Origin of the sequence: Collinsella aerofaciens (assembly GCF_009876115.1) — a bacterium.
Lineage (GTDB): Bacteria > Actinomycetota > Coriobacteriia > Coriobacteriales > Coriobacteriaceae > Collinsella > Collinsella aerofaciens_N.
Map to the genome: position 1 here is coordinate 109,515 of NZ_WWSY01000003.1, position 22,152 is coordinate 131,666.

The following is a 22,152-nucleotide window of genomic DNA, read 5'->3' on the forward strand; positions in this document are numbered from 1 at the left end:
AGCGCTAACCTGTTATCGGTTTTGTAGATAACACTCGAAAGGATGGGCGCCGATGACCCTCCAGCAGCTTCGCTTTTTGATCGCCGTGGCAGAGTCCGGTTCGATCAACGCCGCAGCCCAGCGCCTCTATACGGCACAGTCCAATATCTCCAATGCCGTCAAAAGCCTAGAGCAGGAACTTCATATCGAAATCTTTACGCGCTCTAGCCGCGGTGTTGCACTCACCAACGACGGCACCGAGCTTTTGGGTTATGCACGCCAGGTCGTAGAGCAGGCCGACATGCTCGAGGCCCGCTACGAGGACGGCGGTACACCTCAGGCCCGCCTTGCCATCTCGGCCCAACACTACGCGTTCTCGGTCGAGGCCTTCGTCAACGTCGTCGAGCGCTGCCGCGACAGCAAGTTCGAGTTCATCATGCGCGAGACCACCACAGCGCAGATCATCGACGACGTGCGCGCGTTTCGCAGCGATATCGGCATCCTCTATCTGGATGACTTTAATACCCGTGTCTTGCAGAAGGCCTTTACCGATGCCCGGGCGAGCTTTCATCCCCTCTTTGATGCAAAAGTCCACGTGTTCGTCAGCGAGCGCCACCCGCTCGCCCGCCGCCCGCAACTGTCCCTTGCCGACCTTACGCCCTATACGCGCTACAGCTTTGAGCAAGGCACCTCGAACTCCTTCTATTACGCCGAGGAACCGTTTAGTTATATTCCCTGCAACCGCAATATCCGCGTATCCGACCGCGGGACGCTCACCAACCTGCTTATCACCTCGAACGGCTATGCGCTGTCGACCGGCGTACTCTCCAGCGAAATGCAGTGGGGCATGGCCTCGATCCCCTTGGCAGACGCCCCGACGATGCATGTGGGCTACATCATGCATGACGACCGCAAGCCCTCTCCCCTCTTGCAGCAATACCTCGACGAGCTCAACCGCATCATCCATGCCAACCAACTGTCGGAAGACGGGGTAGAAATCGTAAATTGCTAGCCCCCGGCGGGCATGGCGCTACAATGGTCACTCGCACGAAACATACCCAACGAAAGGAACCATGTGAAGGTCATCATCTATACCGACGGCTCGGCCCGATCAAATCCGGGACGCGGCGGCTACGGCGCCGTGCTCAAATACACCAACCCCGCCGGCAAGACCTTCACCTCCGAACTTTCGCGCGGTTACGCCAAGACCACCAACAACCGCATGGAGCTCATGGCGGTCATCGTAGCGCTCGAGGCGCTCAACCGCCCCTGCGACGTCGAAGTCCATTCCGATTCGCAGTACGTCGTCAACGCCTTCAACAAACACTGGATTGACGGATGGAAAAAACGCGGATGGAAAACCGCCAACAAGCAGCCTGTCAAGAACCGCGATCTGTGGGAGCGCCTGCTCACCGCAAAGAGCAAGCACAAGGTTGAATTCATCTGGGTTAAGGGTCACGCCGGCCATGAGCTCAACGAGCGCTGCGACGAGCTTGCCACCACGGCGGCCGACGGCAGCAACCTCGATATCGACACCGGCTTTAACGAGAGCGACCTGTAACGGCGTTTTCGCACGCCATTTCCTGCCCCCTCGCGCTACACTCATCCTGTAAACCGAACGGCACGAGGGGGATACATGCTGCGTATAGCGACCATCGGCACATCCATGATTACCGACGACTTTATCCAGGTCGTCAACGCCAACGACCAAGCCGCGTTTGTGGGCACGCTCTCGCGCGATGCAGATCGCGGTGCTGCCTTTACCGCCGAGCGCGGTGGCGAGCGAAACTTTACTTCACTCGATGAGCTCGCGGCAGCCGACGACGTCGACGCCGTCTACATCGGCAGCCCTAACGCACTTCACTACGAGCAGGCCCTTGCCTGCATCGCCGGTGGCAAGCACGTCATCGTCGAGAAGCCCTTCTGCGCCACCGAGGCGCAGGCGCTGGAAGTCTTCCGCGCTGCCGAGGCAGCAGGTGTCGTGGCCCTCGAGGCCATGCGTCCCCTCCACGATCCCGCCTTCCACGCCATCGAGGACGCCCTGGGCGAGATCGCCCCCATCCGCCGCGCCTCATTGCGCTTTGGCAAGTATTCCTCGCGCTACAACGAGATTCTCGCGGGACGCGCCACCAATATCTTCGACTGCAACATGGCATCGGGTTCCCTCATGGATATTGGCGTCTACACCGTCGAGCCCATGGTCGAGATTTTCGGCATGCCCTCCGGCCTTACGAGCATGGCTACTCTGCTCGACCCCACCACGCGACAGCTCACGCACGGCCCCATCGATGGCTGCGGTTCCATCCTCGCCAGCTACGGCGGTGGCCGTATCTCCGTCGAACTCGCGCACTCCAAAATTACGAATGACCTACTGCCCTCGCAGATCGAAGGCGAGCGTGGCACTATCCAGATTGACCATCTGTCAACGCCCCGCAACGTCCGCATCGACTATCGCGGCGACGTCGTACGCGGCTCGGCGACCGAGCCGCCGCGCGAACAGAGCGACAACGGTCGCGTGCTCGACCTGCCCAAATCGAGCAACACCATGGAATACGAACTCACAGACTTTATCACCGCCATCGGCGGCATCGATAACGTCAAGGAAGAGCTTTGGGAGACCCCGGCGGGACGCCACGAGCTTGGCCACTACCGCGATGTCACGCTCGTCTCACTACGCATCATGGATGCCGTGCGTCAGCAGGCCGGCATAACCTTCCCGGCCGACGCAGGCAAGCAGGCATAACGATGGGCCTCTTTGATACGTTCTTCTCCAGCGTCACCGGCGGCAGTCGAGAGCCTCAAAAACCATCAAACGTCGAGCTCGAGCTGCGCCGCAGGCTTACTGTGCTCGCAAGCGACGAGGCCACTCAAGACACTCCCCTGCGCTATTTCCTGCGCTGGGAGGGGCAAGTCCAAGGCGTTGGTTTTCGCTTTACCAACAACAACCTCGCGCAGGCACGCGCACTCACCGGCTGGGTGCGTAACATGGAAGACGGCTCAGTCGAGATGGAGATACAGGGAGCTCCGGCAGACATCCTATCTCATCTCGAGGCGCTCCATGTCTCCTACGAGCGCATGGGAACGCGTTTTCGCCTCGTAGATGCCCAGGCCCGAGCCCCACTTGCCAATGAAGACGGTTTCACTCCTCATTATTAGTATTGTGTGCTAAATACGGTATCATTTACCTACGACCGTTGATAGAAAAGAGGCGAGGCGCATGGCGGTGCAAAGAAGGAATACCAAGCAGCGAAAGCTGGTCCTTGACGCCGTGCGCCAAAGCTATAACCATCCCACCGCCGACGAAATCTACAACGCCGTGCGCGAACAGGATGACAAGATCAGCCGCGGCACGGTCTACCGCAACCTCAATCTCTTGGCAGATGCCGGAGAAATCCTCTCGATCAAGACGCCGGGCGGGAGTCGCTTCGATCGTACCATCGAGCCGCATGCGCATATCATCTGCACCTCGTGCAGCCGCGTCATCGACGTACCGCTCCCCTTCGATGCCCAGCTCGACGCCAAAGCGTCCGAGCAAATCGGCTGGCACGTCACGTCGCACTACACCATCTTCGAGGGTCTCTGCCCCGACTGCCGGTAGATGTTTGGGACATGCCTTAAAATCCACCTTTCCGCACTTTGCAGCAAAAAGTAGATTTCTAGACATGTCCCAAATGTCTACTCAGCAAGCAGGCGACGCAGTTCTTCTTCGACCGTGTGCACATAGCGGACGCGGTCATTAATGCCGCGCATGCTGGGATTGCAGCTCTCCATCAGATAGGGATGGCCCACGACGTTGAGCATGTCGCGATCGTTCTCATTGTCGCCAAACGCCATCATCTCATCGGGCGAAATCCCCAGGGCACGACCGTAATCGGCAAGCGCGGAGCCCTTGCCCGAACCGAAACCGATAAAGTCCGTCCATTCGGTTCCCGACGTCATCACGTCGACACGGTCGCTAAAGAGGCGCTCGAAATACTCCAGGGCCGTCGGCTGATCCACCTCGGGCGTCTGGAAGGCAATCTTAATGACGTCCTCGTCAATGTCCTCGGGACGGTCGACCACCGCCACATCGCAGTGGACCTCATAGCGCAAATGGTCGACGAACGCATCGTTGCCGCTCATGGTGTAGAGGTGCCCCTCACACGAAAGGGTCACGTCGGCATGGGGATACGCAACCACGGCATTCGCGATATCCATAGCAAGACCACGCTCCATGGAACGCTTGACAACGGCACGCTCCTCGCTCATCACCAGGGCTCCGTTTTCGCATACATAGGCGAGCTCATCGGCCACCGGGGTAAACAGGTAGCGCAAGCTCGCATATTGACGGCCACTCGCCGGCATAAACACGATACCGCGACGATGCAGCTCATCAATGAGCTCAAAGGCCTCGGAACGCGGCTCGCGCTCCCCCGGATGCAGCAACGTGCCGTCCAAATCGCATGCAATCAGCTTGATTCCCTCAAGACCCATACGCTTCCCCAAAGCCTCCTATCAACAGCAAGACGGACCTTGATTGGTCGCCCCTCAAAGCCCGTCTTGCGCATACGCGCGCTTAGCCGCGCGTCTTTTTTACGATGGTAAAGTCCGGAGCCATGCTAACGACGACCTCCGCCGCACTCGACGCAAAGCGCCGGTCCGTATCGAGTTCACGGGTAACCACCGAGAGCCGAACACCCTCGACACCCCGGAGCATGCGGCCCAAAACAGGCTGCACCGGCGTATACATGCGCACGGTATGCTCGTCCGAGTCGCCCCGGAAGAGCGGCGCATGCATGTTGCCGATCTCCCAGCACGCATGCGCGAGCGCAATCGGATCCATGCGGTCGACTTCGACCAAATAAACCTCGGCGCTGCGCAGGCGCACGACAACCGCCACGGGCACCACGCCCGAACGGTCAATGGCGAGCACGTCGCCGTCGGCAAGACGACCACCGTCGGTAGCATCCAGCCGAACATCGATCGTGCGCCCCAGCTCCGTCACGCCCACAAACGCGCATACATCAGCCTGGTCCCAATCGAGCAGTAGCTCATCGACCTCAAAGACACCGCCCAGCTCCCGGCGAAGCAGGAGTTCATAGGACGGATCGTTGAGATTTCCCAAACATGTCGTCGAAACCAAGCGTTCAGGCATGCTCTAGCCCTCGACCTCGACGAGCTCAATATCAAAGTTGAGGTCCTTGCCGGCCAGCTCGTGGTTGGCGTCGAGCGTCACGGCCTCGGGCGTTACGTCGATGACCACGGCGGGGACAGGCATGCCGCTCGGCGTGGACAGGAAGAGCTTCATGCCCTTCTCGATCTGCTCGATGTTGGGAACCTGCTCGGCCGGGAAGGTCAGAACCATCTCGGGGTTGTGCTCGCCGTAGGCATCGGCCGCAGGAATGTGCACGGTCTTCTTCTCGCCCACCTGCATGTCGACCACGGCGGCGTCGAAGCCCTTGATCATCTGACCGGCGCCGCAGGTGAACTCCAGCGGCTCGCCGCGATCGTAGGAGCTATCGAACTGCGTGCCGTCATCGAGCGTGCCGCGATAATGGGCCTTGACCTTCTTGCCCTGGTTGGACATGGTAACCTCCGTAATAAGGGCGGCGCACAACGCGGGCCGCCATGAACATATGGCGCTAACTATACCCTAGTCATACAATTCAATGACAGTTTGCAAAGAAACGCTGCAACCGGAGGAACCATGGCATATCCCGTATTTGACCTACACTGCGACACCGCTGACCGCATCGGCTGGGCCACGCTCGATCTCGACCTGCGCTTTACCGCCGGCACCGACGGTTATTTCCCCGGCGACGAAACGCATCCGCAAGATTTCGACCTCATCGAGGGCAACGCCTGCGCCATCTCGCTCGCAAAGATCGGCAACACGCCGTGGGCACAGTGCTTCGCCACGTTTGTCCCCGACGAGATTCCCACCGCCCACGCCGCGCGCTTCCAGGCGCAGATCATGGCACACATGAGCGGCCAAGCAATGCTCAACCACGACCGCATGGTCAACGTACGCAACGCCGCAGACATTCGCCCCGCGCTCAAAGACGGCAAGGTCGCCTGCATCCACACCATCGAAAACGCCACGTTCTTTGCCGAGGACCCCGCGCTGATCGAGGTGCTCAAGAGCCTGGGCGTACTCATGTCGTCACTCAGCTGGAATGCGCAGGGACCGCTCGCGAGCGGCCACGACACCCACGCCGGTCTCACCGCCGCCGGTATCGAGGCGCTTACGCAGATGGAGCACGCCGGCATGGTGCTCGACGTCTCCCACCTCAACGATGAGTGCTTTGACGAGGTTGTCACCCATGCCACGCGCCCCTTCGTCGCCAGCCACTCCAACTCCCGTGCGGTTTGCGGCGTCAAGCGCAACCTTACCGACGACCAGTTCCGCACCATTCGCGACATGGGCGGCATCGTCGGCCTCAACTACTGCAGCGAGTTCCTTTCCAACGACGCAACCGACAAAACCGCCGCAGACGTCACCTTCGACCAGCTGGCGGCACATATCGAGCATTGGCTCGACCTGGGCGGCGAGGACGCCATCGCGCTCGGCGGCGACTGGGACGGTGCCACGGTGCCCGCTTTCCTCTCCGATGCCAGCAAGATGCCCGAATTCCAGAACATGCTCTCCAAGCACTTTGGCAAGACCGTGATGCAGAAGCTCTGCAGCGACAACGCGCTTGCCTTCTTTGAGCGTTATTAATTTCACATCCCTTGAGCGGGCCGGCATGCCGAGCGATCGACATGCCGCCCCGCCACCCAATCTGAAGGATAACTTTTGACGCAGCAATTCACGATTTCCGTACCCCGACCGGATGGGATGCCCATCTCCGTCGTCGTTACCAAAAAGCGCGTCAAGAACTTCAACCTACGCGTCACATCGAGCGGTGAGGTCCACGCTAGCGCACCGCTCGGCGCCAGCCGCGAGCGTATCGAAGCGTTTGTGAAGCGCAACAGCGCCTGGATTATCAGCCGACTTGCCCGGCGCGAGCAACGTCAGGCGACGGCGCGAGAGCCGCTCAGTCCCTCGTCCATCATTGCACTTTGGGGCAAGCCCATCACGGTACAGGACGCACTCGATCACAACTTTGCATCGCCCGCACCGCGACCCAAGCAGGCCACCTTCGCAAGTTTTATAGGTACCGACGAATCGGACGAAAGCCCACAGGCTAAGCGGCGCGCAATCCTCGACGGCCTAACGTCCGACGAGCTCCAAGCCCACATCGACCAGCTTTATACGACCGAGGTCACCGCAGCGCTACGCGACATCGTGCACGCGTACGAAATCACAATGGGTGTCGCCGTTTCCCGCATTTCCGTACGCAGCATGAAAACGCGTTGGGGCTCATGCACGCCCAAGACCGGCGCCATTCGCATCGCGCGCGAGCTCGCCGCCTACCCCGTCGAATGCCTCGACATGGTTGTCGCCCACGAGCTCGTCCACTTGCTCGAGCCAAGCCACAATCAGCGGTTCCACGCCTTGCTCGACACGTACTGCCCCAACAATAGAGCTCTGTCGCAGCGGCTCAAGCAGCCACCCATGGAGACGTATTAGAACCGGTTAGCGCACGCGCTCGATTTCGACGCCGCAGCTTGCCAGGGGCAGGCCAACAGGAGCCCACGGCTTATCGAGCTTTATGCGCACACCAAGCAGCGAGGGATAGCGGCGCAGCAGCATCTGGGCTGCCCCCTCGGCTGCCGCCTCGATGAGCTTAAACGTATGCTCGCGCAGATAGCCATCAACATCGTGGCACACCGAGCCATAGTCAATCGAGGCGTCCAAGTTATCGTGCTCCCCCGCTGCACGCAGGTCGGCATAGAGCACCAAGGACACGATGAACTTCTGACCCAGCGCGTTCTCCTCGGGATACACGCCATGGTTGGCAAAAACCTCAAGGCCGTCAACGACAATACGATCGGCATGGCGCAGATCGTCATAGCTCACGTGAGGCACCGCCGTCGCAGTAGAAATTTCACCCCTACCACGACGGGCGAGCTCAGCACCCTCAGTCTTGGTTGCATTCTCGGGCAGTTTCTTGTTACTCATCGCGATCGTCTCCTTCGTTTAGAACCCCGACCGCGCAAACTAACTAACTACACGCGAATCGACAGGTTCTTTTTATCATCGCTCCAGTTGCAAGCATTGCGCGCGGGGCATGCAAAGCAAGCGCGCGACGCTTTGTCGGCTGCATAGAGCAGACGCTCAAGCGGTTGGCTGTTCACGCGCAGCTTTCGATGGCCCAGAATAGCCGTCTTAATGGCCGCGGCATCGGCCGACTCAAACGCCACGTCATCGGGCATGCCGGCGAGTATTGCATCAGCGACGCGCTCGCTTGCAACATCATGGGATATACCCGATTCGTACTGTTCATCTTTGCCGATATCGTGAAGAAGTGCTGTGGCGTAGATGACCTCGCGGTCAAATTCGAGCTGCTCCTCGAGATTCTTGATCCACATAATGCGAGCGACATCGAGCAGATGGTCAATACCGTGGCGGCAGAAGATGCGCCCCGATTCCAACTGTGCAATGTTGCCCAGGTGCCGCCGGAACAGCCCGTTGGCACAAATGTAATCAATGCGAGGCATGGCGCCAAAGGGGGCCAGGCCCGAAGCCATAAAGCCGCGACGCGACGTCCCCTCATCGGTCTTCGATGTAAAGTCGTTGACGACTCTCATGGTTAGCGGCCCAGCATCCTAAAGAAACGCTCCTCGAGCGCGGGATCGGTCTCAAAGACGCCGCGGCGAGCGAGCGTCACGGTCTTGGTGCCGGGCTTTTGCACGCCACGCATCGTCATGCACATATGCTCGGCCTCCATCAACACAATCGCTCCCTGGGGAGCGAGATACTCCATGAGAGCATCGGCAACCTGTGCACACAGCTGCTCCTGCAGCTGAAGACGGCGGGCATAAACCTCAACCGTGCGGGCGAGCTTGGAAAGCCCAGCCACCCGACCGTTAGGGATGTAACCAATGGCGGCCTTGCCATAAAACGGCAGCAGATGATGTTCGCACAGCGAGTAGAACGTGATGTCGCGCTCGATAACCAAATCGTTCGAAGCGACGGCAAAGGTTTTGGACAGGTGCTCCTCGGCACTCTGGTCCATACCGCCGGCGATCTCACCATACATACGGGCAACGCGCGCCGGGGTCTCCAGCAGGCCCTCACGAGTTGGGTCCTCGCCTATGCCCTCAAGCAACAGCTTAATAGCGGCCTCGACTTTTTCCTGATCGACCATCTGGGCCTCACTTTTCCAATTTCACGTTCGCGCTATGGTACCACGCCCTCCGGCATCGGCCGCAAGCTACATAGTATGGGTCGAATAGACCGGATCGTCTCGCCAAAGCTCCACAGCATCGCAAAGCGCAACGCCCTCACGCGCGGCACGAGCGCGCGTGGCGTTCATGTCGATCACGCGCTGATTGCTCGAACCCCTAAAGCGCAACGAGATATCGTACAGATCCTGAACGAACGGGCCGTCCACCAACATGTCGAGGCAGGCAAGAATGCGGTCCGTCACCTCGGTATGATGACGACCGCCCGGCATAAGCTCCTCGAGTACGTCGCCAGTAAAGCACCAAATAGTCTTCCCCGACCCCATAGGATAAGCGGCACGAACACGCTCAATGAAATCAACGAGCCCCGCCTGATTCTCAGGTTCCATAGGCTCGCCGCCCAAAATCGTCAGACCATCGATAAAGGGATGGTCGAGGCTCTCGATAATCTTGTCCTCGACGGCGCTATCAAAGGGCTCGCCCGCAGCAAAGTCCCACGCAACAGAGTTAAAGCAGTTCTTGCACCCACGACGGCACCCACTCACAAACAGAGAAGTACGAACGCCTTCTCCATCAGCAATGTCGAAATACTTAATGTTCGCGTAGTTCATAGGTAACTCTCCCGGGAGGCCGGGACATATCATCCCGTCCTCAAACATTCTCGGCCTTCGGCCTGCGAAACTGCGGGCGGGACGATATGTCCCGGCCTCATGCAAAGGGTAACTCAATGAACGAAGCGAACATCGAGTATAGGGTTCGAGGTCCAATAAAAACTGGGTTGCGGCTCAACCACCATCGCAAGTAAATCGCAGCTGCAACTCGAATTATTTCCGCTAAGAACTTCGAGGAGTGAGCAGACTGCGCGCTGCATCTCAACTACATCAACTTGGCTGAGACGAGAGGGCCGCTTGGGCTTTTGCTCGATATGAGTTCCGCACGCAAAGAAGGCCACTTAATGTGGCCTTCGTCTTGCGCAGGACTGTCCGAAATAGCGAGCAAAAGCCCAAGCGGCCCTCTCGGCTCAGCCCCGGAGCGGTATTAGAGATGCAGCACGCGGTCGCGGATCTCCTCGGTTCGACCCTGGTTCCAGAACTGGGTACCGATGTAGCCGCACGTACGACGAGCGACGTTCATCTTCTCCTGGTCGCGGTTGCCGCAGTTGGGGCACTCCCACACCAGCTTGCCATCGTCCTCGACAATCTTGATCTCGCCATCGTAGCCGCACACCTGGCAGTAGTCGCTCTTGGTGTTGAGCTCGGCGTACATGATGTTGTCGTAGATGTACTGCATCACACGAATGACAGCCTTGAGGTTGTCCTGCATGTTGGGAACCTCAACGTAGGAGATAGCACCGCCCGGCGAAAGCTGCTGGAACATGCCCTCGAACTTAAGCTTGTCGAAAGCATCGATCTCCTCGGACACGTGGACGTGATAGCTGTTGGTAATGTAGCCCTTGTCCGTCACGCCCGGGATAATGCCAAAACGGCGTTGCAGGCACTTGGCGAACTTGTAGGTCGTCGACTCCAACGGCGTACCGTACAGCGAGAAATCGATATCGCTTTCGGCCTTCCACTCGGCGCACTTGTCATTCATGCGCTGCATGACGGCCATGGCAAACGGCGTGCCCTCCTTCTCGGTGTGGCTGTGACCCGTCATGTACTTGACGCACTCATACAGGCCAGCATACCCCAGGCTGATGGTGGAATAGCCGCCCACGAGCAGCTTATCGATCGTCTCGCCCTTCTTCAGACGCGCCAGGGCACCGTACTGCCAAAGAATCGGCGCGGCATCCGAAAGCGTGCCCATCAGGCGCTCATGACGGCACAGCAGGGCACGATGGCACAGCTCGAGGCGCTCGTCGAAGATCTTCCAGAACTTGTCCATGTCCTGATGCGAGCTCAGCGCGACATCGGGCAGGTTGATGGTCACAACACCCTGGTTAAAGCGGCCATAGTACTTAGGTTTGGTCGGGTCATAGTTCAGCGCGTTGGCGACATTGTTAAAGCCGTTGCCCGAGCGGTCGGGCGTCAAGAAGCTGCGGCAACCCATGCAGGTGTAGCAATCGCCGTTGCCGGCGGTCTCGCCCTTCGACAGCTTGAGCTCGCGCATCTTCTTCTCGGAGATGTAATCGGGCACCATGCGCTTGGCGGTGCACTTGGCAGCCAGCTGGGTCAGGTAGAAGTACGGGGAATTCTCGTGAACGTTATCGTCCTCGAGTACATAGATAAGCTTGGGGAATGCCGGGGTAATCCACACGCCGGCCTCGTTCTTAACGCCCTCATAGCGCTGACGAAGCGTCTCCTCCACGATCATGGCAAGGTCGTGCTTCTCCTGGGGCGTACGGGCCTCGTTAAGATACATAAAGACCGTCACGAACGGCGCCTGGCCATTGGTGGTCATAAGGGTCACGACCTGATACTGAATCGTCTGGACGCCGCGACGGATCTCGTCACGCAGGCGATCCTCAACGACCTCGCGAACCTTTTCGGGAGATGCGGAAACGCCGAGCTCCTCGAGCTCGCGGGCGACCTCGCCACGAATCTTTTGACGGCTCACTTCAACAAAGGGGGCGAGATGGGTCAGCGAAATAGACTGGCCGCCGTACTGGGAGGAAGCAACCTGGGCGATAATCTGCGTCGCGATGTTGCAGGCAGTCGAGAAGCTGTGCGGCTTCTCGATCAGCGTGCCCGAGATAACGGTGCCGTTCTGGAGCATGTCCTCCAGGTTCACCAGATCGCAGTTGTGCATGTGCTGGGCAAAGTAATCCGAATCGTGGAAATGGATCAGGCCCTCATTATGGGCATCCACGATCTCCTGGGGCAGCAGCACGCGCTGGGTCAGGTCCTTGGAAATCTCGCCGGCCATATAGTCGCGCTGAACGGAGTTGACGGTCGGGTTCTTGTTGGAGTTCTCCTGCTTGACCTCTTCGTTATTGCACTCGATCAGCGACAGAATCTTGTCGTCGGTCGTGTTCTTCTGGCGCTTCAGGCTCTGAACATAGCGATAGATGATGTAGTGGCGGGCAACCTCGTAGCAGTCGAGACGCATGATCTCGTCCTCGACCAAATCCTGAATCTCCTCGACCGAAACGGTGTGGCCCGCGTTCTCGCATGCCTCGGCGACATTTTGTGCCGCATAAACCACCTGGCGGTCGGTTAGACGAGAGCTCTCCTCGACCTCCAAGTTTGCGGCGCGGATGGCATTGACGATCTTATCGATGTCAAAGACAACCTCGGTGCCGCTGCGCTTGATGATCTTCATCCTCTTGCCTCTTTCACGTCGTAGTCTCATTGCGTTTCAGAGCCAAACGATGCCCGACAGGGCTTGCCCCTGTCTTGCGGCGCCGTCGCGCAATCTTTGTTCTCGATAAACCATAAGCCTCCATGCGGACATTCCCTGGAGCCGATCAAGCGGTTCAAGGACACGTTCAAAAGAGGCAGTTAAGGTCTTCGTTCTCTGTCCGCCATCTATCATACGACAAAGACGCATCTATATCCTGTATTCTTTTTTTAGGCCAAACACAACATATAGTGTTTCAGCAGGTCAAAGCAATTAGTCATTTTGCAGACGCATTATAAATGAGGGGTATTTGACAAGTCGGTAAAACGTTACCAACACGGCTACCTGCATGGCAGTTATAAAACCCCCTTAGTCAAGCCGCTGACAAATCCTACCAAAACCAAGCCGCTCACGCCAAAATAATCCAAAAGATTGCGCTTGACCAACATGTTGCGGTCACGCTCGGTCAGGACGTATGCAATCAGCCAGTGCCCCTACAGGATGCGAAGATCATCGCACGCGGATCTTGAGTTCAATATCTGGTGCCACATTTGACGACATAAAACAAAACAGCCCAGAGACATAGTCTCTGAGCTGCGAACATTTGGTGGGCGTTAGAAGATTTGAACTTCTGACCTCTTCCGTGTCAGGGAAGCGCTCTCCCCCTGAGCTAAACGCCCAAATGGAGCGGACAACGGGGCTCGAACCCGCGACCCCAACCTTGGCAAGGTTGTGCTCTACCAACTGAGCCATGTCCGCCTGCGAGGATTTAATATACGGGATGATCCACCCAAATGCAAGAACTATTTTAAAATAATTTGAAAATAGTTCCCGATAGCGATGGCCCCCGCCTGCTTTGCCGTTCATTACATTGGAAGGACGGAGATCACGAGGAAATCACGAGGAAAGAGTCCCAGCAGCGAGCGGCGCCCCAGTGCCCCGCAGCGTCAACAAAAAACGCGGTTCGTTAGAACCGCGTAAGATAGTTGGAGCGGACAACGGGGCGTCCGCGTATCCGCTTTCGCGGATCCGCACCGGCTTCGGCCGCCTGTCGGCGTCCTCGCCAGCTCGCTACAAACGCTCCGCGTTTGCCTAACGCTCGCTCCCTCTCGGGTTCGAGCCCAAGCGACGGGTACGAAAAAGCCCGGCTACCGTAGTAGTCGGGCTGTTGCGCTTGGAGCGGACAACGGGGCTCGAACCCGCGACCCCAACCTTGGCAAGGTTGTGCTCTACCAACTGAGCCATGTCCGCATATGTAAAACAAAACGGGCGCCGGAGCGCCCGGATGTTGCCTGGAGGCGAAGCCCGGATTCGAACCGGGGGTAAAGGCTTTGCAGGCCTCTGCCTTACCACTTGGCCACTTCGCCGAAAAAGGACCGCTTGAGACGGTCCGGGAATGCAATGGAGCGGACAACGGGGCTCGAACCCGCGACCCCAACCTTGGCAAGGTTGTGCTCTACCAACTGAGCCATGTCCGCTTGCGGGTTATTAATTTACGCGAGTTGTCCTAAAGACGCAAGTACTTTTTTCAAAAAAGTTGCTCAAAGCAAGTTCGTACAGGTAAATAACGCCAAGTCAAGGCGCTATGCGCACGATTCCAATGCTGAGCCAAACAGCTTCACCATCCGAACGCGCGTGCCGACGCCATCCGTACGACGGGCAACTTCCACATTATCGACGAGCATGCGCATGAGCTTGATACCACGTCCGCGTTCCTCGGATGCCACCGGTTCGCTCGCCCCATCGATAGAATAGCCTACACCTCGATCAAGCACCTCGAGCACAACACGGTCCCCATAGGCCTGAACCGTCAGGATGCAGCCAACACCGCCCGCATGGTCATATGCGTTACCCAATGCCTCCCCCAACGCCAATGCGACGTCATAGCGCTCATCACGCCTCAGGGGAAGCGATTCGAGGAGCTCGGCCACACGGTGCCGATAATACGGGAGATTCTCGATGCCTCGCCTTACTTCGACGCTCTTGCTCCATCGCGGCAACTCCCCCACCGGAATGGCGGGAATCGACTCCCGCGCCGGGCCCGCGACATGCAGGATGTCGACAAGTCGGGCAATTTCCAAAAAGCGAACGACCTCATCGGAGGCGTTAACGAGCGAAAGCAGCCCCTCATGCCTCATAAGCTCTCTGGCACGTGTAAGCAAAAACGCCAAGCCCGTCGAGTCGATAAAGCCCACGGTCTGGCAATTGATGACAACACGACGCACGCCCCGGTCGATCAAATTATCCAACCGTCGGCGCAGTGCGGGCACCGAGGCGATGTCGATATCGCCCGGTGGCGTCAAAACCGCTATGTCATTCCACTCATTCATACGACCATGGTTCCCCAAAAGAGCTCGCTCGATGCACACGTTTCTTCAACCGTAGAGATTTTGCCCGTCAGGCGTCGTGACCTACGATCGACCTCGTAAAAACTCAAGGGAGACCAGCGCGATGTCATCGTTCAGCGCCGACTCGGTATAGCGGTCAAGCTCGCCCAAGACCTTACCGCAGATCCCCGATACGCCCTCACCCGAGACAGAGAGCAAAAGATCGCGAAGGCGTTGTTCGCCAAAGAAAGCACCCGAGCGATCACGTGCTTCGATTGTTCCGTCGGTATACATAAATAGCATGTCACCAGGAGCGAATGTAAACACGCCCGTCTCGTAGACCATGCTCTCAAAGGCACCGATCACGCCCGATTGGCACCCAAGGAGCTCCACTTCTCCCCCGCAGGTCTCGCCGCCGCCAAGCGGCGTCGACGACGGCCTAATGACCATAGTGGGAGGATGTCCCGCCGAGCAATAGGTAGCGCGACCCGCCTTAAGATCGATCTTGGCGATAAACGCCGTCACAAACGTCTCGACCCTCGAAAAGCCCATGAGCATGCTATTGAGCGAGCGAGCCATACGGGCAGGCCCCGCACCCTCCCAGGCATAGGCCGTCAGCGCTGTCTTGACGAGTGCTGACATCGAAGCCGCCTCGATTCCCTTGCCGGATACATCGCCCAAAATCATAACGGCACAATCGTCGGGAAGTCGGACAAGCGTATAGAAGTCACCGCCGACCAACGCAGAATTCGTTGCCGATAGGTATACCGAATCGGTTGCAATGCCCGGAACGTCACCAAGCGAATTTCTCATGCCAACCTGAAGCGTCTGAGCGATATGACGCTCCTCGCGTTTTTGAGACTCGCCTTCATAGATCAGCTCAAAGTCATGCGCCAGATGCACCAGGTAGTCGTATTCAAGGTCGTCAATTGGTTCTTGGCTGCCATCACGGAGCAGCAAGGCACGCGTCGTCGGCCCCTTGGCAACGTCGGCGGGAACGATTACATCGTTGTTCTGCCGACCGCCGCCCTCCAAACGAACGCGTCCCGCCTCGAAGCCGGAATCGACATAGAGGCCCTGGCACGGCAAGCCATGAGCCCTCAACCATCCGCCCATAGGCATGGATTCGTCGACGCGGGTCAAGCGCACATGCTTAAGATCATCAGCACTCGCACCGCCCAGCACCGACGGCTCAAAACCATCGGAAGCGACCCCCAAACGCGCAGCCGGTGCGGTGGTGGAAAAGAAGAGCGACTCAGGGTCTCCCGGCAGCGCCACGCGACTGCCGCCCTCAAAATCGATGACATAAGCTTCGAGGCCCGCATCGTACTCCACGGGGCAAAAATGGCAATTGAGCACGGCGCAGATTTCGGACGAAACGGCGTGCGAAGCAGCAACCGGATCATCAAGATAGGTAAATAGCTCATCGCGCAGCACGTTGAGCGAACGACCAAGTTCTGCCGTGCGGCGCGAACGTAAGCTCGACGCCATGCCGACCAGCTGAATAGACAGGTAATCGCAGATGACCTCGAGCACGTTAAGGTCATAGGCAAGTGGCGCCTGGGGGCGTTTCCAGCCAACTTCCAACACACCAAGGACCTGCGTGCCGTAAAACACGGGAAGGCAGATCTCGCTGCGATACGGGGGCATATCCTGCACGCGCAGCAAGTGCTTGGAACGATTGTCCAAATCCATGAACATACCCGAAGCAACCCGGTCGCCCTCAAGGTCCTGCTGGATCGACAGGCGACAAGCACGCGACTCGCGAAGCACGTAGGTCGGAATGCCCGCGCCGTACGGCATAAACTCAGGCAGATAGCTGTCCTCAAGCTCCTTAGAAACACCGCGGAGCTTAAAGCCGCCGCTCTCGGAAAAATAGATAGCCGCACCGGAGGCATCGAGCGTTCCAACGAGCTGATTCAAAACGGTATCGAGCAAGCTGGGGAGCTCATCGGAGCCCACGGTACTCATAATGACCGAAAGGGTGCCCGAAAGGCGTTTATTCGCCACCCTAAGCTCCGATAGCGCACGTTTGAGCTGACGGTCGTGGGAATACTGTTCTTCGATGCTGTGAAGCGCCACCAGGACGCGCGGCGCACGACGTCCAAAGATACGCGGAGGTGTAACAGAACCCGCACGAACCAAGACGGGAATAAAGGACCCGTCACTCAGCTTGAGCATCAGCTCGCTCTCGGAGCCATCGGTCTCAAACGGCAGACGATGTTCGGTCGCGCGCTCAAAGGCAGACGAGTACAGAACGTCTTTGACATCACCGTTGATGACATCAGCGCGCTCCTCGCACATCAGGTCGAGCAGACGATTATTCACATGCAGAATGGTTCCGTCGAGCTCACAGATGATGACAGCATCGCTCGTGATCTCGACCAGTTGGGCAACGTCTGCCCACTCGTTGCGCTCAAGCGTTTCCATCGTGGACCTCACCGTCTATCGGTAACAAAAAAGCCTCCGAAGAGGCTTCTCAAATGCGATGGTGTCGGAGGCGGGACTTGAACCCGCATGACCAAAAAGCGGTCACTAGCACCTCAAGCTAGCGCGTCTGCCAATTCCGCCACTCCGACATGCTATGTTGTTGATTCGCGGTTCGTTTTGTTAGACCCGCGCGTTCAACGAGGAAGATAATAACCTATGATTCGAGAACTGTGCAAGCACTTTTTTCAAAAAAGTTTACGAATTTGTAAATGCGCTGGTAGACGGACCTGTTCGGGCAGGAATGAGGTTGCTTTCCAACGCGTCCTCGGGCATGCGGCATTATTTTGATTCGCGCTTCGCACTACAAAATAATGCCGCCCCCTGCGGAATGCGTTGGAAAGCAACCTCATTCCGGCCCTAGGGGCACATGCTTCATGCACAGTTCTCAAACATGTTCTGGGGGCTGATGCAAATTTAGTGGCTCGGCTTTGCCGAGCCCTTATATAAGGAGGCCGGAGCTAAAGCTCCGGCCTCACTAAATTTCTTATTAGATAAAGTGAGCGATCAAGGAATCGCACCCCTCTGCAGTGGTAACACAGGGCCCGTGCTGGACTTAGTTTTCAGAACATTCCGCAGACCAGGAAACCCCCTTATCCGCAGCTCCGAAGGAGCAGGATAAGGGGGTTTCCATGGTCGAGGACGTTCTGAAAACTAAGTCCAGCACGGGCCCGGACGATAACAACCGGCTACAGGTCGATGTGCGATTCCTTGATCGGGAACGGCTCCGCGAAGTGGCACGCGCAGCAGTGACCCGGGGCAACTTCCTTAAACTCGGGAAGCTTCTCGGAGCAGATGCCCTGCGCGATCGGGCAGCGCGTGTGGAAACGGCAGCCGGTCGGCGGATCCAGCGGCGACGGCGGATCGCCAGCGAGAATGATGCGCTTGCGGGTCTTCTGGATATCAGGATCGGGCACCGGCACGGCAGACAGCAGCGACTGCGTGTACGGGTGGTGCGGCTCGCTATAGAGCGTCTTCCAGTCCGAGACCTCGACCATCTTGCCCAGGTACATAACGGCAACGCGATCGGATATGTGCTGCACGACGGACAGGTCGTGGGCGATAAACAGATATGCGGTACCAAACTTGTCCTGGAGTTCCTTGAGCAGGTTCAGGACCTGAGCCTGAATGGAAACATCCAGAGCGGAAACGGGCTCGTCGCAGATGATCAGCTTGGGCTTCAGGGCGAACGCGCGGGCGATGCCGACACGCTGACGCTGACCGCCCGAGAACTCATGCGGATAGCGGTTGATGTGCTCGGGGTTCAGGCCGACGACGTCCAGCAGCTCGCGGACGCGCTCAATGCGCTCCTCCTTGGTACCCACGCCATGAATGGTCATGGGCTCGGAGACGATCTCGCCGATGGTCATACGAGGGTTGAGCGAAGCATAGGGGTCCTGGAAGATGAACTGCATCTCGCGACGCATGTCCTTGATCTCATGTTTGCTCATCTCGGCAACGTCTTTACCCTGGAAGAACACTTTGCCTGCCGTCGGCTTGGTCAGGCGCATGATGGTGCGGCCCGTGGTGGACTTACCGCAACCAGACTCGCCGACCAGGCCAAAGGTCTCGCCCGGATAAATCTCGAACGAAATGTCATTCACAGCAGAGACGACACGCTTGGAGAAGCGCTTGGCGAACATGCCGGACTCAGCGGGAAACTCCTTAGAGAGGTGCTCGACCTTCAGCAGCGGAGTACGCTCGTTGGTATCTGCCATTACGCCTCGCCTCCCTTCTTGGAATCCTTACGCGTACGGGACGTCTCAGGAGCGTTCTTGAGGAACTCGGGGTCACCGGAGTAGTGGCACGCAGAGTAGTGACCAGACTCGGTGACAACGCGCTCGGGGCGCTGCTTGCGGCACTTGTCCGTCGCATAGGGGCAACGAGGAGAGAAGACGCAGCCCTCAGGCAGGTTCATGAGCGAAGGCGGGTTGCCGTGAATCGGCGTCAGCGGCTTCTTCTCTTCGATGGCCTGCTCCGGGATGGAGCGGATAAGACCCCAGGTGTAGGGATGGCGGCTCTCGTAGAAGATTTCCTCAGCAGTACCGAACTCGACGGGACGGCCGGCGTACATAACCATGATCTTATCGGCCATATCGGCGACGACGCCCAGGTCATGGGTGATCATGATGATGGCGTTGCCGTTCTTCTCCTGCATCTCCTGCATGAGCTCGATAATCTGAGCCTGAATGGTAACGTCCAGAGCAGTCGTGGGCTCGTCGGCAATCAGAATATCGGGGTCGCAGGCAAGAGCCATAGCGATCATGACGCGCTGACGCATGCCGCCCGAGAACTGGTGCGGATACTCATTGACACGCTTCTCGGGCTCGGGGATACCAACGAGGTCCAAAAGCTCGGTAGCGCGCTTGAGTGCCTCCTGCTTGGAGTAGCCACGGTGCAGACGGAGGCCCTCGCCCACCTGCTTGCCGATCTTATAGACCGGGTTCAAGGAGGTCATAGGATCCTGGAAAATCATCGCGATGTCGTTACCGCGAATGTGCTGCATCTCTTCCTCGGTCATCTCGAGGATAGAACGACCGCGATAGCGAACGTCGCCGCCCTCAATCTTTCCCGGAGGCATCGAGATAAGACCCATGATGGTCATGGCGGTCACGGACTTACCGGAACCAGACTCACCAACGACACCCAGGGTCTCGCCGCGATCGAGCGTGTAGGAGACACCATCGACGGCGCGAACGACGCCATCCTCGGTGTGGAAATACATCTTAAGGTCATCGACCTCGAGCAGATGCTGGCCCTCGGGAACCGGCTGGTCCTTCAGGTCCACATAGTTCTTGTTCTTCTTCATCCTTATGCGTCCTTCATCTTGACGTCGAGGGCGTCGCGCAGACCGTCACCCAACAGGGTGAAGGCGAGCACCGTCGAGAGAATTGCCAGACCGGGCATGATCATCATCCAGGGAGCAGTCAGAAGATACTGCTGACCGTCCTGAATCATGGAGCCCCACGAAGGCGTAGGCGGAATAACGCCCATGCCGAGGAAGGACAGAGCGGACTCGGTCAGAATGGCGCCACCGATGTTCATGGTCGCGTAGACCACGATGGAGGCGACGGAGTTCGGGAAGATGTGACGCACGACAATACGAGCATCAGATGCACCCATCGCGCGCGCAGCGTCAACATAGTCGTTTTCCTTGACCGTCAAGATTGCAGAGCGGAAGACGCGCGCAATCGAAGGCCAACCGAGAATACCGATGGCGATAAAGACGTTCTGAAGACCACGGCCGATAACGGCGATCATGGCGACAACGAACAGCACGTACGGGAACGCCAGGAAGATATCCGCACAGCGCATGATGATCGTATCCCAGATGCCGCCATAGAAACCGGCCAGAGCGCCCATGACCAGACCGATCAGCGTGGAGATGGCGGTGGCCATAATGCCGACGGACAGCGAAACGCGTGCGCCGTAGATAACGCGGACGAGAATGTCACGGCCAAGGGCGTCGGTGCCAAACGGGTGCTCTGCACACGGAGCCAGCAGCGACGTCTCGGCCATGGTGGTCGAGTCGGAAGCCGTCGGCGAACCGAGCCAGGGCTTCGCCCACAGATCGGCAGTCAGCGCAACCAAAACGACGATGATGATCCAGCAGACACCGATAACGGCGAGCTTGTTCTTACGAAGACGCTTAAAAGCGTCGCCCCACAGCGTGCGGGACTTGGCGGGAGCAGATGCGGCCTTGGTGGCGGTAGCCTGCTCCTGAGACTGAGAATCAGTTTCCTGCATGAGACGTACCTCCCTTAGGCCTTATCCGACGGACCGCCAAGGCGGATGCGCGGGTCGAGGAATGCATAGCTAATGTCGACGAGCAGGTTGATCACCATGACGACGACGACAATGAGCGTAACGCCGCCCATAACGATGGGCCAGTCACGCATGCTAATGGCGCGATAGACCTCATAGCCGATACCGGGCCAGTTAAAGACCGTCTCGGTCAGGATGGCGCCCGAAAGCATGCCACCAAAGTCGACACCAATATAGGTAACGACGGGGATGAGTGCATTCTTAAGCGCATGCTTGATGATGATCGCGCGATTGGAGAGACCCTTGGCCTTTGCCGTACGGATGTAATCCTGGTTCATGACGTCAAGCAGCTGCGAGCGCATAATGCGGGCGGCATAAGCGGTCGATACCGAAGCCAGCGTAATGGTCGGAAGCACATAGTGCATCCAATCCTGATACTGAGAGCTGGAACCGCCGGCACCCGAGATCGGCATGGAGAATGCACCGCCGGTGGCGTCCTTGAGAATGACGCCAAAGAACAGCTGCAGCAACATACCGAGCCAGAAGGCCGGGACGGCAACGAGAATCGACGTGGTGAGCGTTACCAAAATATCCCAGAAGGAATAACGCTTAACCGCCGAAATGATACCCGCACCGATGCCCATGATTGCCTCGAGCACGATGGCGCACGCGGCAAGTTTGACCGTATACGGATACTTCTGGGCAAAGATTTCCGTAACCGGCAGCTTGCGCTGGTACGAATTGCCCAGATCGCCATGAAGCAGACCGTTCATGTAATACAAGTAACGGTCCACGAGCGACGTTTGAACGGGGTCGCCGTTCTCGTCAAGGATCGCATTGCCGTCCTCGTCCGTCTGGACCAGGTGATAGCGAACGCGAAGCTGAAGCTCCACCTCGGGGGACAGAGCCTTGTCTCCACCGATCAGCTTGATCGGATCTCCCGGCACGATATTCTGGAGGGCGAACAGAATCAGCGTAACGCCCAAAAACACCGGGATGAACTGAAGCACACGTTTAACGATGTACTTACCCATACCACTCCCCT

21 protein-coding genes and 6 tRNA genes are annotated in these 22,152 nt (G+C 58.1%); 7 read left to right on the top strand and 20 right to left on the bottom strand.

The annotated features are described in order from the left end of the window. The first annotated feature begins 52 nt into the window (after positions 1–52). The 5 genes from GT571_RS03170 to GT571_RS03190 all read left to right on the top strand — a co-directional run bounded on the left by GT571_RS03170 (position 53) and on the right by GT571_RS03190 (position 3,577). Complete coding sequence (locus GT571_RS03170) at positions 53–991, top strand: LysR family transcriptional regulator (RefSeq protein ID WP_161155427.1); 939 nt, start codon at positions 53–55, stop codon at positions 989–991. Positions 992–1,003: 12 nt separating this feature from the next. Continuing rightward, positions 1,004–1,540: a ribonuclease HI gene (gene rnhA, locus GT571_RS03175; protein ID WP_192934620.1), complete on the top strand. Its 537-nt coding sequence runs from the start codon at positions 1,004–1,006 to the stop codon at positions 1,538–1,540. A 75-nt stretch (positions 1,541–1,615) separates the two neighbouring features. Continuing rightward, a complete protein-coding gene (locus GT571_RS03180; protein ID WP_161155429.1) occupies positions 1,616–2,722 on the top strand; it encodes a Gfo/Idh/MocA family protein in 1,107 nt (368 codons plus the stop codon). Between the two features lie 2 nt (positions 2,723–2,724). Then, complete coding sequence (locus GT571_RS03185; protein WP_161155432.1) at positions 2,725–3,135, top strand: acylphosphatase; 411 nt, start codon at positions 2,725–2,727, stop codon at positions 3,133–3,135. A gap of 61 nt (positions 3,136–3,196) precedes the next feature. Then, positions 3,197–3,577, top strand: a complete 381-nt coding sequence (locus GT571_RS03190) for a Fur family transcriptional regulator (RefSeq protein WP_192934621.1) — start codon at positions 3,197–3,199, stop codon at positions 3,575–3,577. Between the two features lie 77 nt (positions 3,578–3,654). On the opposite strand, the gene GT571_RS03195 is transcribed toward GT571_RS03190, so the two are convergent. The 3 genes from GT571_RS03195 to GT571_RS03205 form a co-directional block, all read right to left on the bottom strand. Beyond that, positions 3,655–4,452, bottom strand: coding sequence for an HAD-IIB family hydrolase (locus GT571_RS03195; RefSeq protein ID WP_161155434.1), 798 nt, complete (start codon positions 4,450–4,452; stop codon positions 3,655–3,657). A gap of 82 nt (positions 4,453–4,534) precedes the next feature. Then, complete coding sequence (locus GT571_RS03200; protein WP_161155436.1) at positions 4,535–5,113, bottom strand: urease accessory protein UreE; 579 nt, start codon at positions 5,111–5,113, stop codon at positions 4,535–4,537. Between the two features lie 3 nt (positions 5,114–5,116). Continuing rightward, complete coding sequence (locus GT571_RS03205; RefSeq protein WP_161155438.1) at positions 5,117–5,545, bottom strand: FKBP-type peptidyl-prolyl cis-trans isomerase; 429 nt, start codon at positions 5,543–5,545, stop codon at positions 5,117–5,119. A gap of 120 nt (positions 5,546–5,665) precedes the next feature. On the opposite strand from GT571_RS03205, the gene GT571_RS03210 reads away from it, so the two are divergent. After that, positions 5,666–6,679, top strand: coding sequence for a dipeptidase (locus GT571_RS03210; protein WP_161155440.1), 1,014 nt, complete (start codon positions 5,666–5,668; stop codon positions 6,677–6,679). Between the two features lie 75 nt (positions 6,680–6,754). After that, positions 6,755–7,531 carry a M48 family metallopeptidase gene (locus GT571_RS03215; protein WP_161192126.1) on the top strand — a complete coding sequence of 259 codons (777 nt, stop codon included), beginning with the start codon at positions 6,755–6,757 and terminating at the stop codon, positions 7,529–7,531. Positions 7,532–7,537: 6 nt separating this feature from the next. Here the strand turns inward: GT571_RS03215 and folB are convergent, their stop codons facing one another. From folB to GT571_RS03300, 17 genes are all read right to left on the bottom strand, one after another. After that, the gene (gene folB / locus GT571_RS03220; protein WP_161155444.1) at positions 7,538–8,023 is read right to left on the bottom strand and encodes a dihydroneopterin aldolase; all 486 of its coding nucleotides are present in this window, start codon (positions 8,021–8,023) and stop codon (positions 7,538–7,540) included. Between the two features lie 47 nt (positions 8,024–8,070). Further along, complete coding sequence (locus GT571_RS03225) at positions 8,071–8,652, bottom strand: HD domain-containing protein (protein WP_192934622.1); 582 nt, start codon at positions 8,650–8,652, stop codon at positions 8,071–8,073. A gap of 2 nt (positions 8,653–8,654) precedes the next feature. Further along, positions 8,655–9,212, bottom strand: coding sequence for a GTP cyclohydrolase I FolE (folE, locus tag GT571_RS03230; protein ID WP_152067921.1), 558 nt, complete (start codon positions 9,210–9,212; stop codon positions 8,655–8,657). A 66-nt stretch (positions 9,213–9,278) separates the two neighbouring features. Next, positions 9,279–9,860, bottom strand: coding sequence for an anaerobic ribonucleoside-triphosphate reductase activating protein (gene nrdG / locus GT571_RS03235; RefSeq protein WP_161155446.1), 582 nt, complete (start codon positions 9,858–9,860; stop codon positions 9,279–9,281). Between the two features lie 427 nt (positions 9,861–10,287). Beyond that, positions 10,288–12,510: an anaerobic ribonucleoside-triphosphate reductase gene (gene nrdD / locus GT571_RS03240; RefSeq protein ID WP_161155448.1), complete on the bottom strand. Its 2,223-nt coding sequence runs from the start codon at positions 12,508–12,510 to the stop codon at positions 10,288–10,290. 623 nt (positions 12,511–13,133) lie between these two features. After that, positions 13,134–13,208: transfer RNA gene (locus GT571_RS03245), tRNA-Val, on the bottom strand. Positions 13,209–13,211: 3 nt separating this feature from the next. After that, positions 13,212–13,287: transfer RNA gene (locus tag GT571_RS03250), tRNA-Gly, on the bottom strand. Between the two features lie 416 nt (positions 13,288–13,703). Then, positions 13,704–13,779: transfer RNA gene (locus GT571_RS03255), tRNA-Gly, on the bottom strand. 42 nt (positions 13,780–13,821) lie between these two features. Continuing rightward, positions 13,822–13,895, bottom strand: a tRNA-Cys gene (locus GT571_RS03260). A gap of 35 nt (positions 13,896–13,930) precedes the next feature. Then, positions 13,931–14,006, bottom strand: a tRNA-Gly gene (locus GT571_RS03265). Between the two features lie 105 nt (positions 14,007–14,111). After that, complete coding sequence (locus GT571_RS03270; RefSeq protein ID WP_161155450.1) at positions 14,112–14,858, bottom strand: anti-sigma factor antagonist; 747 nt, start codon at positions 14,856–14,858, stop codon at positions 14,112–14,114. Positions 14,859–14,939: 81 nt separating this feature from the next. After that, positions 14,940–17,285, bottom strand: coding sequence for a GAF domain-containing SpoIIE family protein phosphatase (locus GT571_RS03275; RefSeq protein WP_161155452.1), 2,346 nt, complete (start codon positions 17,283–17,285; stop codon positions 14,940–14,942). 59 nt (positions 17,286–17,344) lie between these two features. Continuing rightward, positions 17,345–17,434, bottom strand: a tRNA-Leu gene (locus GT571_RS03280). A gap of 597 nt (positions 17,435–18,031) precedes the next feature. Continuing rightward, positions 18,032–19,060 (bottom strand): ABC transporter ATP-binding protein, encoded by a 1,029-nt coding sequence (locus GT571_RS03285; RefSeq protein WP_022094888.1) that lies wholly within the window; start codon positions 19,058–19,060, stop codon positions 18,032–18,034. Then, positions 19,060–20,151 carry an ABC transporter ATP-binding protein gene (locus GT571_RS03290; protein WP_022094887.1) on the bottom strand — a complete coding sequence of 364 codons (1,092 nt, stop codon included), beginning with the start codon at positions 20,149–20,151 and terminating at the stop codon, positions 19,060–19,062. The genes GT571_RS03285 and GT571_RS03290 overlap by 1 nt, the downstream gene beginning before the upstream one ends. A 2-nt stretch (positions 20,152–20,153) precedes the next feature. Then, positions 20,154–21,089, bottom strand: a complete 936-nt coding sequence (locus tag GT571_RS03295; RefSeq protein WP_117770484.1) for an ABC transporter permease — start codon at positions 21,087–21,089, stop codon at positions 20,154–20,156. Positions 21,090–21,103: 14 nt separating this feature from the next. Continuing rightward, positions 21,104–22,141, bottom strand: coding sequence for an ABC transporter permease (locus tag GT571_RS03300; protein ID WP_117637996.1), 1,038 nt, complete (start codon positions 22,139–22,141; stop codon positions 21,104–21,106). Positions 22,142–22,152 lie beyond the last annotated feature (11 nt).